The 13,680-nt window shown below is 36.1% G+C and carries 8 protein-coding genes, 1 tRNA gene and 3 pseudogenes; 7 read left to right on the forward strand and 5 right to left on the reverse strand.

Annotation, left to right across the window (positions count from 1 at the left end; genetic code table 11):
- Positions 1-65: 65 nt before the first annotated feature.
- On the reverse strand, positions 66-1,619 hold the full coding sequence (locus AC0QT1_RS05860) for a TerC family protein (protein WP_473201841.1): 1,554 nt from the start codon (positions 1,617-1,619) through the stop codon (positions 66-68).
- Positions 1,620-2,072: 453 nt separating this feature from the next.
- On the opposite strand from AC0QT1_RS05860, the gene AC0QT1_RS05865 reads away from it, so the two are divergent.
- A tRNA-Lys gene (locus tag AC0QT1_RS05865) sits at positions 2,073-2,148 on the forward strand.
- 395 nt (positions 2,149-2,543) lie between these two features.
- Here the strand turns inward: AC0QT1_RS05865 and AC0QT1_RS05870 are convergent.
- Positions 2,544-3,484 (reverse strand): annotated as a pseudogene (locus AC0QT1_RS05870) (DnaB-like helicase C-terminal domain-containing protein); the annotation flags it as partial.
- Between the two features lie 542 nt (positions 3,485-4,026).
- Here AC0QT1_RS05870 and AC0QT1_RS05875 point away from each other — a divergent pair.
- From AC0QT1_RS05875 to AC0QT1_RS05900, 6 genes and pseudogenes are all read left to right on the forward strand, one after another.
- Positions 4,027-4,594 (forward strand): annotated as a pseudogene (locus tag AC0QT1_RS05875) (2OG-Fe dioxygenase family protein).
- Positions 4,591-5,025 (forward strand): Rossmann-fold NAD(P)-binding domain-containing protein, encoded by a 435-nt coding sequence (locus AC0QT1_RS05880; protein WP_473200247.1) that lies wholly within the window; start codon positions 4,591-4,593, stop codon positions 5,023-5,025. Before AC0QT1_RS05875 ends, AC0QT1_RS05880 begins: the two are co-directional and overlap by 4 nt.
- Positions 5,022-5,326 (forward strand): annotated as a pseudogene (locus AC0QT1_RS05885) (NAD(P)-dependent oxidoreductase). The gene AC0QT1_RS05880 and the pseudogene AC0QT1_RS05885 overlap by 4 nt, the downstream one beginning before the upstream one ends.
- Before the next feature lie 234 nt (positions 5,327-5,560).
- Positions 5,561-6,169, forward strand: coding sequence for a fumarylacetoacetate hydrolase family protein (locus tag AC0QT1_RS05890; protein WP_473200248.1), 609 nt, complete (start codon positions 5,561-5,563; stop codon positions 6,167-6,169).
- Between the two features lie 62 nt (positions 6,170-6,231).
- Positions 6,232-6,798, forward strand: a complete 567-nt coding sequence (locus AC0QT1_RS05895; protein ID WP_473201842.1) for a LysE family translocator — start codon at positions 6,232-6,234, stop codon at positions 6,796-6,798.
- Between the two features lie 1,390 nt (positions 6,799-8,188).
- A complete protein-coding gene (locus AC0QT1_RS05900; RefSeq protein WP_473201843.1) occupies positions 8,189-9,589 on the forward strand; it encodes an amino acid permease in 1,401 nt (466 codons plus the stop codon).
- An 85-nt stretch (positions 9,590-9,674) separates the two neighbouring features.
- Here the strand turns inward: AC0QT1_RS05900 and ilvC are convergent, their stop codons facing one another.
- From ilvC to AC0QT1_RS05915, 3 genes are all read right to left on the reverse strand, one after another.
- Positions 9,675-10,694: a ketol-acid reductoisomerase gene (ilvC, locus tag AC0QT1_RS05905; protein WP_473200251.1), complete on the reverse strand. Its 1,020-nt coding sequence runs from the start codon at positions 10,692-10,694 to the stop codon at positions 9,675-9,677.
- Positions 10,695-11,576: 882 nt separating this feature from the next.
- Positions 11,577-12,311, reverse strand: coding sequence for a pyridoxine 5'-phosphate synthase (locus AC0QT1_RS05910; RefSeq protein WP_473201844.1), 735 nt, complete (start codon positions 12,309-12,311; stop codon positions 11,577-11,579).
- An 82-nt stretch (positions 12,312-12,393) separates the two neighbouring features.
- On the reverse strand, positions 12,394-13,515 hold the full coding sequence (locus AC0QT1_RS05915) for an ATP-dependent DNA helicase (protein ID WP_473201845.1): 1,122 nt from the start codon (positions 13,513-13,515) through the stop codon (positions 12,394-12,396).
- Positions 13,516-13,680 lie beyond the last annotated feature (165 nt).

Raw genomic sequence — 13,680 nt, forward strand, 5'->3', positions numbered from 1 at the left:
AGATTCATTGACAACTCAACTTTTTTCACTCATTCTACACATTCAGAATAATGAGTTTTTTCGTGTTACACAAGTGGAGAAATAAGGATTTTAGATAAATTTCGGCGATCCATTTCAACAACTTTAAAGCACAAACCATCAGCCTCAAAGCTTTCTCCCTCATTGGGTAAATGGCCAAACCGCCATAGCATAAAGCCAGCAAGAGTCGTATAACGATCTGCCTCATCAACAAGATTACGCCCAAGATAACCACTTAAACGGCGAATATCAGCATATCCTTCAACAAGAAGACTTCCATTTTCAAGTTTCTCTGCAATCATGGGTTCTTCATCATCATCAGGAAAATCACCTGCAATGGCTTCAAGAATATCTGTTGGTGTTGCAATCCCTTCAAAAGATCCATGTTCATCAACAATAATTGCCAGCTGGATTGAAGAATGACGTAATTGCTCCATCAATCGTAAAACACTTGTATTTTCATGAACGACAAGGGGTTCCCGCATAGCTTTTTTCCAATTGATTTTTTTTCCTTCAGCCAAGTTCAAAAGAAGATCTTTTGTCAAAGCAACGCCAACAAATTCATCCACTTTTTCACGTGCCAGAATTAAGCGGCTATGTTTAACCTGTTGTAATTCTTCACGCATTTCATTCTCATTGCTGTTCAAATCCAACCATTCAATCTCATTGCGTGGTGACATAATAGAACGAACAGGACGATCAGCCAAATCGAGAACACCACGGATCATCTCCTTTTCTTCTGGTCGAAACAACTCAGAAGCTGCGGCTTGTTCAGCAATAACATCTACAGTCTCACCAAGATTACCGTCTTTGTTTCCGCCTCCTAAAAGCCTCAAAACAGCATCAGCTGTTCGACCACGCAGATCATTTGTTGTAATCATTTTCTCACGATTACGACGTCCGATTTGATTAAAAGCCTCAATGAGAACAGAAAAACCAATAGCAGCATATAAATACCCTTTTGGAATATGAAAGCCAAATCCCTCAACAATAAGAGTAAAGCCTATCATCATCAAAAAGCCAAGACAAAGGATGACAATGGTGGAATGACGATTAATGAAGCGCATAAGAACACCAGATCCACACATCATCACCCCCATAGCAACAATGACAGCTATATACATAACTATTGCCTGCTCTTTTGCAATCATCCCTGTTGCAGTAATAATACTATCGAGAGAAAAAACAGCATCCAGCACCACTATTTGAACAATTACCTGCCAAAAAACAGCATACGCAATGCCTGCTTTTCTTTCGTGCGGGACTCCTTCTAACCTTTCATGTAATTCTAATGTTGCCTTTGCCAACAAAAAAACTCCACCCCCAATTAAAATAAGGCTATGCCAACTAAATTCAAAAAATGAGAGTGAAAAAATTATTGTATCGACATTCATCACCCATCCAATAATCGTGAGAAGGAAAAGCCGCATCGCTAACGCTAAGGTGAGGCCTATCAAGCGTGCACGATCACGCAAATGCAGCGGTAATTTTTCAGCTAAAATTGCAATAAAAACGAGATTATCTATCCCTAAAACAATTTCAAGAAAAATCAACGTGATCAAACCAAACCACACATGGGGATCAGCGATCCACTCCATCATAGCTCACCCTTTAAACACTTAAACGTGCACGATTGATAAAACAAATTCATGAGCTTTCATTCGCACAATTGATAAAGAACATTGAACACAGAAAGACTGCATTCAAAGAAAGGAATGTACTCCTTAACCCTACACAGTTATTGATAAAATTCATAAAACAGAAAGGTAACCTATACCGCCCACAACCACACGAAGGCTCCTCTGATTCTTTTTCGGGCATTATGCTCGACGATCCTCCAAACTATAGTCCCGTATAATAATCAGAACATTTATTATAGAGCTTCTTATAATGGGACTATTTTTACATAAGATCAAGATGTATATTACATTTTTAATGATACAGCTAATTTAGCTATAAACTTTCCCATTTCATGTAAAAAGCAACAAAACTCTCTAGACTTATTCCCTTAGGAGCGTTATAGAATCACCTATTCTTACTTTCTGATAAGCTATGGGTGATTAGCTCAGTCGGTAGAGCAGCTGACTCTTAATCAGCGGGTCGTGGGTTCGATCCCCTCATCACCCACCATCTACTTTTGCGATACATCTAACTTATTGATCTAACATATATTTTTTGTAGTGAGGGTGTAGCCCGCCACCAGTGTAGCTTGCCACTAGGTTTTGCAGCAATTCATTTTTTTCAAAGGCGTTTTTAGGCGCTTCTCAGAGAAGCTTTAAGAGGTGTTTAGAGCCGCTTTCATGAGTCTTGTTTTCTTTGGATCAGAATCACAATTTGAGATGATTCATCTTTTCCAACAATCCTATTATTTGACACCTAAAATCTGTAAAATATGCATGCAGAGACCAACAAATTTTGTATCATTTGCATCATATTTTGTAAAAATGACCTCATTTTCAAAGGATTTTCATTTTTTCAAAGACCTCTCAAAGACCATTTATTGCCCCCTTTATGCATGCTTTTCTTCATAGATCACTAAAACGTGTAAAATCAGATTGGAAAGCAAGAGGGACAGTTCCTGTGGGACCATGGCGTTGTTTGGCAATAATCACTTCCGCTTGCCCCCTCACCTGATCCATTTTCTCTTGCCATTTGACAGCTTCAACGCTGCCTTCCTTTGGCTGTTCATTTTTTAAGTAATATTCTTCACGATAGACAAACAGAACGACATCGGCATCTTGTTCAATTGAACCTGATTCACGCAAATCAGAGAGTTGTGGACGTTTATCGGTGCGATTCTCAACTTGTCGTGAAAGCTGTGAAAGAGCAATGATAGGAATATTCAGTTCTTTTGCCAATGCCTTAAGAGCCATGGTAATCCTTGTGATTTCTTCACGCGATTGTCTGAGGAACGCTTTGTATGACCCGTCATGAGCTGGAGATAATCAATCATCAACACATCTAAACCATGTTGTCGTTTGAGGCGCCTTGCACGCGCTGCTAATTGGGCAACAGACAGACCACCCGTTTGGTCTATATAAAGCGGGGCTTTTTGCAAAGAACGCGTCATATGAATGATTTTAGTAAATTGCTGTTCTGAGAGATTGCCCCATCTGATATCAGAAGAAGAAACCTCTGTTTGCTCAGAAAGAATACGAGTTGCTAATTGTTCTGAGGACATTTCCAACGAGAAGAATCCAACAATACCCCCCCCTCATTATCTTATTCTCGCGTTTTGCTATCATGCTTACAAACATTGGCAATGTTAAAAGCAATGTTGGTCGCAAGAGAGGTTTTCCCCATACCGAGGCGTCCAGTGAGAATAATAAGATCAGATTTTTGTAACCCTCCCATTTTTTCATCAAGTGTTTTATATAAGTCGCTATCCCTGAAAGCCTTGAAGAGCGCTTTATAGCAGCGCTTGGTGTATTGGATGCTTTTTTACGGTCTTATTGAAGTTTTCAAAGTCTTTTTCCTTTTTTATGCAAAATTCTGATTTTTGCTATTTTCTGCTCTTTTCGTGATTTTTAGGTATCAAAATCCATTTTAACAAAACGTGCATTTTATGGTAAAAAATAGACATAAAAATAATAAATTAACACTTAGCTCTTGGCTAATTTTACCTCTTCCCACTTAATACAAAATCTACTGTCAAACAACACTCTCGTACTGGTTTAAAAGGAAAATTGCGGTATGCTTGGTAGGGTATACATAGATAAAACACCGTGTGTATAAAACAAACTGTTATCTGAGAGAATCTCGTTTTGCTTTCAAAAGTGACAATTCAAAAAAATTAACAAAAAAGACATACATTATATGTTACAGTCAAAATTCATTTATATAACAGAGGGGGAGATAGATGTTTGTAAATATAGATCAAATTGTTGAAAAATTAAGAAAAATAAATTTGCCCACATTCCTTCTGAGAAAATCAATATCAGAGCTCATGAGATAACTGATCTAGCCCGACTGAAGAGAAGCTGGGACTATTTACCTATCGATCCTTACATGAAAAAAGGTGACACCTACAGGAGAAAATGCTTTGGCAAATTTATCGTAGATGTAGCCAACAAAACTATAAATTTTGTAGAAGATAATGTTTTTTTCAGAGTTCTGAAATTAACAGTTATGCGGGTGGAATTGAAAGAAAACTACCAAAAATATCCGATGCAATATCATCAAATGTTATATTGCACAAAATAATTCAAAACACACTTAGTGCTTTTTTGATATATAAAAATAAAGAAAGCTCAATATGGGATGTCTTTGTCCACCAATTCCGTATTGAAGCAAAAAAAGGAATTCAAGGAAACCCTACACCTGAAGGAATCCATAAAGATGGTCATACATTTATAAGTATGCACCTGATCGATAGACACAATATTGAAGGTGGCACATCCTATATTTATGATGAAAACAGAAAAAAATAAAAGAGATCATTTTGAAAAAAAATTTAGAAAGTATACTGCTGGATGATAGTGAAATGTATCATTCAGCCTCTGCAATTTCATCAAGAAACGATGAAAGAGGTTTTAGGGATTTGATGGTTATCGATTATAGAGAAAAAATACAATGAAAATTGCGATAACAGATAGAATAACTGAAATAAGTAAATTTGAAAAACCACTGGTTGATTTAGGTGCTGAATTTTATTTTTTTAACTCTTTAAATGAAGATAACTTTCCTGATGACATTTTGGAAGAACTTGATGCCTTATTGATCTGGCATGCAAAAATAACAGAAAAAACAGCGAAGAAATTGCGTAAGTGTAAAATAGCAGTACGCTTTGGTATCGGTTATGATCAGGTAGATTACGAAGCACTTAGAAAGCATGGTGTTGAATTTGCTAACAATCCTTCCTATTGTATAGATGAAGTGGCAGACACCGCCTTAACCATGATTTTAGAGGGATGCAGGCAAGTCTCTAGACATAATGATTTAGCAAAAAAATATGGCAAGAAAACAATCTTAAAACAGTCCGTCCCAAGCAGAAAACAATTGGATTGATTGGCTTGGGTAAAATAGGAAAAGCAACGTTAGAACGTTTAAGGCCTTTTGGCTTTAAAGTGCTTGTCTACGATCCCTATATTGATGCAGGTCTGGCTAAATCTCTCAACTTCAAACTTCTCGAAGAGATTAATTCCCTTCTAGAGGAATCTGATGTAATATCAGTGCATTGCCCTCTTACAAAAAAACAACAGGAATGATTAATTCAGCATTCCTTAATAAGATGAAGAAGAATGGTATTCTAGTGAACACTGCAGGGGAAAAATCCTCAGTGATTTTGATTGTTTGGAAAAGCATCTAAGAGAAAATCCTGACTTCCAAGTGCTCCTTGATGTTCTTCCTATGGAGCCCCCAAGTGATTACTCTCTCATTAAAGCTTGGCGAGATAATGCGAAGTGGTTATCGTCGCGATTAGTCATTAATCCACACAATGCATATTTTTCAGAAAGTTCACACATCGATATGAGAAAAGATGTTGTTTCCACAGTAATATCCTACCTATACAAAAAGAAAATGAAAAATTTGGTGATTTCCTATGATTAATGACATTTACTGTGTTGGACGCAATTATGTTGAGCATATTCATGAACTAGGCAATAATGTTGAAGATGAACCTGTTATCTTTAGCAAGCCCAAAAGTTCACTCCTTTTAGGCAATGAAATTTATCTTCCTGATTTTTCCAAAGAAATCCATTTTGAAACTGAAATTGTGCTCAAAATCTCAAAGGATGCTTTCATAGTCACTGAGAAAGAAGCGAAAGAATGCTATGATGCAATAGCAATAGGTCTCGATCTCACAGCAAGAGATTTGCAAACAAAACTGAAAGAAAAAAAGCTTCCTTGGCTTTTGTCTAAAGGATTTAAAGGCGCCGCATATGTATCTGACTTTATAAACAAGGAAAAAATAAATAATCCAATAACCTTTATAATGAAGTTGAATGGAGAAACGAGGCAAATTGGCAATACGAAAAACATGATCTTTAGCTTTGAGAAAATAATATCATTTTTGAGTCGCTACATTCAGTTAAGACGTGGTGATATCATATACACAGGCACTCCACAGGGTGTAGGGAAACTTTCTAAGCTCGATAGAATAGAATTATATCTCGAAGACCAATTAATTTCAGAGCTAAAAGTCAAATGAATCATCAAATATTAACCTTTTTCATTGTTTCATTTTTTTTAGTCATCTCACCGGGGCCAAATATGGTCCTTATCATCGATAATGCCACGAGATTGGGAAAAAAGAACGCATTTACGAACGTTTTAGGATTGTGTACAGCAACATATGTGCATGGAACATTTTCCATATTAGGTGTATCAGCGCTCATTCTCAACAACAAAACGCTATTTTTTTTAGTGAAATTTATGGGAAGCTGCTATTTATTATATATGGGTTTTAAAGCGATTAAATCTGGAATACACAGTTTAAATTCAAAAGAACGAATATTAATGAATAAAAAGAATGTCGTAGGTAAAACAAAGCTTTTCACCAGTTATATGGACGGTTTTCTGACCCAAATACTCAACCCTAAAGTATCAATATTTTACATAGCAGCCTTTCCAAAATTCTTGGCTTCTGGTGGGAGCATTAAAAAAGGCTTTGAACTTATCACAATACACTCTTTCAATATCTTTGTATGGTTCACTTTTATGACCCTTTTTATATCATTTACCAGCAATGCTTTAAAAAAACAGAGAGTAAAAGGGGCAATTAATATCGCGACAGGAACAGTTTTATCTCTGTTTTCTTTTTTCATCTTCTTTGGATAACAGCATCTTATCAATAATATGTTGCCTTGCTAACAGACAAATCTTTGCACAATCTTTGTCCAGTTAGGCTATGAATTGATCTAACTTACTCTTGGAATGCTGATTTATTAAAATTAAATATGAGACATTTGAAAATACTTTTTACTATCTCATTTACCATACTCTCATCATAAGGTATTATAAATTATAGATTATAAGCGCTATAGCCCCTCATAATAAGCTTATAGCTCACAGCTGTTGCTTCTACTGATCCAGAGATGACTCAACATACCATCGAAGTAATGAGATGACTCTGATCAATACAATCATCACCGTTGAAAATGAACCTGAAGCCCTTGTTGAAATTCCCACGCAGTGTCAATTAAAAACATTGTAGAATTGTCAATCCGCATAATTAATTTTAACAATTGAGAGATTCATATTGATGTTTTATGAGCAGATTGTATTTACGACAGGACAAAAATTTTAAAGTGATATCCGACAGCAGTTTCACGTTAAATATATATCATTCTCCTTTAGAAGACAGAGAAAGAATTTAAAAGATCAAATATATTCTCTATTCTAAAAAACAGTACCAAATGAATATTGAGAACCAGCACAAGCAATGATAACAACAGAGATAATAACAGCGATAATCACCTTCATGGCTAACCTTATCCCATTTCCAAACCATAGTGAATGCACTACCTAGAACTATAAACCATCACAAGGCACCAGCTCATAAAACCATGAGGTGTAACAATCGTACAGCATTCTCACCAGAACTTATTGTCATAAACCCCGCAAAGGCTCTCAAGCAATTAACATTTTTGAACTTCCCACAAATGCATGACTAAAGTACCAAATTTTATAAAGGAATTATCAATTGAAGAGACCAAGCTGGATCTCGGTTATGGTAAAACGCAAAACGCACAGAACAATATTAAAAACCATCAGTACATATGATTGTAAAAATCAATTTAAAATTTTTATCATTTGGAAATTATTTCTTAAACAGAATAGAAACTCTATACTCTATTCAAATGAAAATGAAACTCTTTTCCCATTATGATCTTAGAAGCAACGATAGTACTTATACGGCTAGAATTTTCCATCTCTCACAAGCAGTTTCTCACGAACTGTTTGAAATAGTTTAAAAACAACGAGCATAATGCTCAGTTCTTTTATCAACTCTTTGCCCATCATTTCAGCGACAACTTAAAACTCTATACTCCAATTCTGGAGTAAAGTCGTCTCTCCTTAGACGTTTTCTATACCTTTTCTTTATCCACATAAAATCATAAAAAATATTTTTTTCCTTTACTCCTCATTTATATCATGCTTCGATACAGGAGATTACTTTTTTCAGTGTAATTTTAAACCTTAAATAATCAAAGGGAACCTTCAAAAAATGAACTATAAACAAAATTCAGAAGCTAATCCTCAGCAAAAATTGCAACGCGGATTAGATAACCGTCACGTACAACTTATAGCCCTTGGTGGTGCTATTGGAACAGGTCTCTTTATGGGATCAGGAAAGACAATCAGTGTAGCAGGTCCCTCCATTATACTCGTTTATGCTATTATCGGGTGTGCCTTATACTTTGTAATGCGTGCTATGGGAGAGTTATTGCTTTCTAATTCACGATACCGCTCTCTCATTGATTTTTCAACTGATATGCTAGGACCAGGAATCGCTTTTTTTGTTGGCTGGAGCTATTGGTTGAGCTGGGTCGTAACTGGAGCTGCAGATATTATCGCCATCATCACTTACATGCACTTTTGGTGGCCAACACTCAATCCATGGATTATTGTTTTTTCTTGCATTGGTTTCTTTTTAATCTTCAATCTCTTTGCTGTAAAACTATTCGGAGAACTTGAATTTTGGTTTGGTCTTATCAAAGTCGTAGCAATTTTAGCATTAATTGTTGTTGGACTTTATATGGTCATTACTGGCTTTACCTCTCCAAATGGCACTGTTGCCTCTCTCAGTCACGTATGGAACGGTGGAGATATATTTCCTCGGGGAATTACAGGTTTTTTTGCTGGATTTCAAATCGCCATCTTTTCTTTCGTTGGTATAGAGATTGCAGGAACAACCGCAGCTGAAGTCAAAGACCCTAAAAAAGTTCTGCCCAAAGCAATTAATGCAATACCGGTTCGTATTGTCCTCTTTTATATCTTTTCTCTTGCTGTCATTATGTCAGTCACACCTTGGGATCAAATTACTCCGGAGAAAAGCCCCTTTGTTTCGATGTTTTGGCTTGCTGGTATTCCAATAGCGGCTGGTTTGGTAAATTTTGTTGTCCTCACTTCGGCTGCCTCCTCAGCAAATAGTGGTATTTTTTCTACCAGCCGCATGATATATGGGCTTGCAACACAAAATGGTGCGCCTCGCCTTATGGGAAAACTTTCTAAATACCATGTTCCAGCCAATGCTCTATTTTTTTCTTGTCTCTGTATTTTCTTAGGATACTCAATTACATCGCTATCTCCAAGCATTATAAGTGCTTTTACAATTGTAACGAGTATTTCAGCTATTGCGTTTTTATTCGTATGGTCTACAATTTTGATTAGCTATATTGTATATCGCCGCAATCATACTCACCTACATGCTGAATCTGTCTACAAAATGCCAGGAGGCATTATCGTATGCTGGTTTATTTTAGTTTTTTTTGCTTTCATGCTTTATTTGTTAACATTAGAACATGATACTTTCATAGCTTTTCAATGTGGCGTAGTATGGTTTGTTTTTTTAGGCATAATGTATTTTATGTTTGTGAGAAAAAAAACGCTTAAAGACAACAAATAGAATCTCTACAGAATAAAGACATCAAAAAAGGGTAACGAAAGTTACCCTTTTTTGATGTTTACATGTACAATTTACAGATTGAATTTTAATTACGCTCTTTATCAACTAGGGCATTAGATTTTATCCAAGGCATCATAGAACGGAGTTTTCTACCAACTTCTTCAATAGGATGGCTATCATTTAAACGCCGTATACTTTTAAAATGAGCAGCACCAGCTTTGTATTCTTGAATCCAATTGGATGTAAATTTTCCCGTCTGAATATCTTGCAAAATACGTTTCATTTCTGCTCTCGTTTCATCCGTAATCACACGTGGACCAGACATATATTCGCCCCATTCAGCTGTATTAGAAATTGAGTAATTCATATTTGCAATGCCACCTTCATACATAAGATCAACAATCAACTTAACCTCATGTAAACATTCAAAATAAGCCATTTCTGGTGCATAACCTGCATCCGTTAGTGTTTCATAACCCGCTCGAATAAGCTCAACGAGACCACCACAAAGAACAGCTTGTTCACCAAAAAGATCAGTTTCACACTCTTCTTTAAAGGTTGTCTCAATCACTCCAGCACGTCCACCACCAAGACCACAAGCATAAGATAATGCTACATCATGTGCCTGTCCTGAAGCATCTTGTGCAACGGCAATCAAGCAAGGAACACCGCGACCACGTTGATATTCATTGCGCACTGTATGGCCAGGACCTTTAGGAGCAATCATCACAACATCAACTGTTTTTTTAGGTTCAATTAAACCGAAATGAATACTCAAACCATGAGCAAAAGCAATCACAGTGCCATCACGTAAATGATCATGAATATGCTCTTTATAAATATCAGCTTGCAATTCATCTGGTGTAGCCATCATAATAAGATCAGCCCATTTTGCTGCTTCAGCAACACTCATAACCTCAAAACCATCCACCATAGCCTTTTTAGTTGTTGCGGATCCTGAACGCAGAGCAATTTTCACATTTTGAACACCGGAGTCTTTCAAGTTTAAAGCATGAGCACGCCCTTGTGAACCGTAACCAACAATGGCTACGTTCTTTCCTTTAATCAAATCAACATTTGCATCATGATCATAATAAACACGCATAAAAATACTTCCTTCTCTCTATTTAAACTTAATTTTGGCTTATTTTCATTGAATAAATAATTAAAAAATTAATTCAAGTTCTTGAGGAAAATATAAATAAAAAACATCACTTATAGTAACAAAGAAATTGCATATCTTTTTTAAATTTATAGTTTGCATACAAAAAGCTATATCCCCAAAAATTTTTAAAAGAATATTTTTAACAAAATAGAATTCAACTACGTCTTTACAAAAATACTATATTGTACAATAACAGTACTTATAAAATAAATACATATACTAAAATTATATTCTTCTTTCAAAGAATAAGGCATTATATCCTTGAAATTAAGATATTGTATGCATTTTTTAACATGAACTAAATCAAAGTGGATAGCAAGAAAAATTATAAATAAAGGATCCTGTTTTATCCTTAAATGCAAAAAATCAGTTTCACTGCTCTCATGATAAAAAAATGTTCCTTATAGAGTCCTATTTTCACAGATTCAATAGAGGTAATATTGAATATTTTAACTGAATAAATTCATAACTGAAGAATACAGAAAAAACATAAGTCTGTATTCTCATCATAATTATTTTTCTCACTTCAGTTGCTAACACAAATCTAAAAGTTTTTATTTCTTATACTTCTTATGAAATCTATCGTTGATTTCCTGCCTTTTTAAAGGAGATTTCCTCAAAAACGACAAAACTTTGTCACATCTCTATAGGCTAATATGATGAAGTTACAACCAATCATTTTAAATTGAACGTAGCCTTTCTATCGCTCTCATGATGTATACTAGTAACATCTATCTAAACAAACATATACACAGCTGTTTTTTCAAGATAAAGAGAGCTTTACAAAAATTTATCTTGCCCATGGTATAAAGGGAAAAGGGGTTATACCAATAACCGGATGAAACGCTCAACCGTTTTGTGCATTCCATATTCTAACGCATCGGCAATAAGCCCATGACCAATAGAAACTTCATCAAGCCAAGGGATACGATTAATAAGAGCAGGAAGATTTGTAACTGTTAGATCATGCCCTGCGTTAACACCTAATTGCAACTCTTGAGCCCTTTTTGCTGCTAAAACAAGTTTACTGAGCTCTTGATCCTGTTTTATCTTATCCTGAAATGCACCACCGTAGGGGCCAGTATAAAACTCCACACGATCAGCACCAATCGCTTTAGCAATATCAAGACCACCGACAACAGGATCAGCAAATAAAGACACACGAATTTTTTTTGCTTTCAAACGTTGAATAATAGGTGCTAAAAATTCTGCATTACGAGCAAAATCCCAACCATGATCAGAAGTTGACTGAGCTGGATCATCAGGAACAAGAGTAATCTGATCAGCATAATTTTCTACTATATCCAAAAATGTATCACTCGGATAACCTTCAATATTAAACTCAGCAGCAGGAAAAGTACTGTTAATTAAACAGCGTATATCCGGCAAATCAGAAAAACGAATATGCCGCTCATCTGGACGCGGATGAACTGTCAAACCAGCAGCACCAGCTGCGAGTGCTATATGTCCAATAGTCTTGATATTTGGCCAAGGAAGATTACGCCGATTTCGCAAAACAGCAATAGCATTAAGATTAACCGAAAGTTTTATGGTCATACCCACTTCCATTCTCATACACAATTCTCAAGACAAAAAATATATTTACCAATATAATATAAAGGATAAAAATATTTTTTTCCTATCGAACAATTGTTAAACGCTCTGCTGCACGCGTAATTCCCGTATAAAGCCAACGGGCATACATATCACGAAATGCAAAACTTTCATCAAATAAAACAACATTATCCCATTGAGATCCTTGTGCTTTATGAACAGTTAATGCATACCCATAATCAAAGTCATCGTGTCTTTTTTTTAATGCCCATGAAATCTCACTTTCAGGATTTTCAAACACTGCTTTTAAAAGCTTAATCTTCGTTACCCCACGATCACTTTCTTCTGGTTTAATAAGAAGGTTAATACTTGGTTTAACGGTTTCCTTGTGTGAAGTCATTACTTTCCATAAAGAGCCATTTAACAAACCTTTAGTAGGATCATTACGTAAACACACAAGTTTATCTCCCGCTTGTGGATAATCTGCTGTAAATCCCTTCAACGCACGCAAACGTCTATTATAAAGGTGACGTGTGCGGTTAACCCCTACCAACACCTGATCAGCATCTAGAACCAATTTCTGATCGACCTCTTTACGTGTAATAACACGAGCTGCCCCATAATCCCCATAAACAATCTCGCGCCCTTCACGAACATCCATAGCCAGACGAATAATCGGATTATCACGTGCTTGTCGATGAATTTCAGAGAGTAGAAAATCTGGTGTACCGTTGGAAAAAAAACCACCTCCTGATATAGGAGGCAATTGACCTGGATCACCAAGCACAAGAATTGGCGTCCGAAAACTCATTAAATCACGGGCTAATTGTTCGTCTACCATCGAACACTCATCAACAATGATAAGCTTAGCGTGTGCGGCTGCACTTCTCCGATTTAAAGCAAATGTCGGTGCAAGAGATTTTTTTCCTGTTACTTCATCAGAAACTTCTTCTTCTCCACGTGGACAATAAATCAACGAATGAATGGTGCAAGCATTACTCGCACCTTTAGACCGTAAAACCTGTGCTGCCTTTCCTGTGAACGCAGCAAATTGAACAGATCCATCAACTGTTTCGGCAAAATAGCGCGCAAGCGTCGTCTTCCCTGTTCCCGCATAACCAAAAAGGCGAAAAAGTGGCGAACGCCCTTCCCTTAACCACGCGGCAACAGCCTTTAACGCATTATCCTGTTCCGGTGAAAACTGCATAATTTATCAAAATAAGATTCGCGTAAAAAGAGCAAGAGTTTTGAAAACAAAATCACATTCAAAAAACTTTTTATCATTAAGGATTTCTGATACAGACCCATTCGATCACTTTTATAGGACGATTATCAACCATTGTATCAATCATTTTTATACAAAATCTCTCAA

It is taken from the genome of Bartonella sp. P12B, from assembly GCF_055796185.1.

Coding starts and splice junctions, on each gene's coding strand:
- AC0QT1_RS05860 (WP_473201841.1), bottom strand. CDS start 1,619: ATGATGGAGTGGATCGCTGATCCCCATGTGTGGTTTGGTTTGATCACG.
- AC0QT1_RS05880 (WP_473200247.1), top strand. CDS start 4,591: ATGAAAATTGCGATAACAGATAGAATAACTGAAATAAGTAAATTTGAA.
- AC0QT1_RS05890 (WP_473200248.1), top strand. CDS start 5,561: ATGATTAATGACATTTACTGTGTTGGACGCAATTATGTTGAGCATATT.
- AC0QT1_RS05895 (WP_473201842.1), top strand. CDS start 6,232: ATGGTCCTTATCATCGATAATGCCACGAGATTGGGAAAAAAGAACGCA.
- AC0QT1_RS05900 (WP_473201843.1), top strand. CDS start 8,189: ATGAACTATAAACAAAATTCAGAAGCTAATCCTCAGCAAAAATTGCAA.
- ilvC (WP_473200251.1), bottom strand. CDS start 10,694: ATGCGTGTTTATTATGATCATGATGCAAATGTTGATTTGATTAAAGGA.
- AC0QT1_RS05910 (WP_473201844.1), bottom strand. CDS start 12,311: ATGACCATAAAACTTTCGGTTAATCTTAATGCTATTGCTGTTTTGCGA.
- AC0QT1_RS05915 (WP_473201845.1), bottom strand. CDS start 13,515: ATGCAGTTTTCACCGGAACAGGATAATGCGTTAAAGGCTGTTGCCGCG.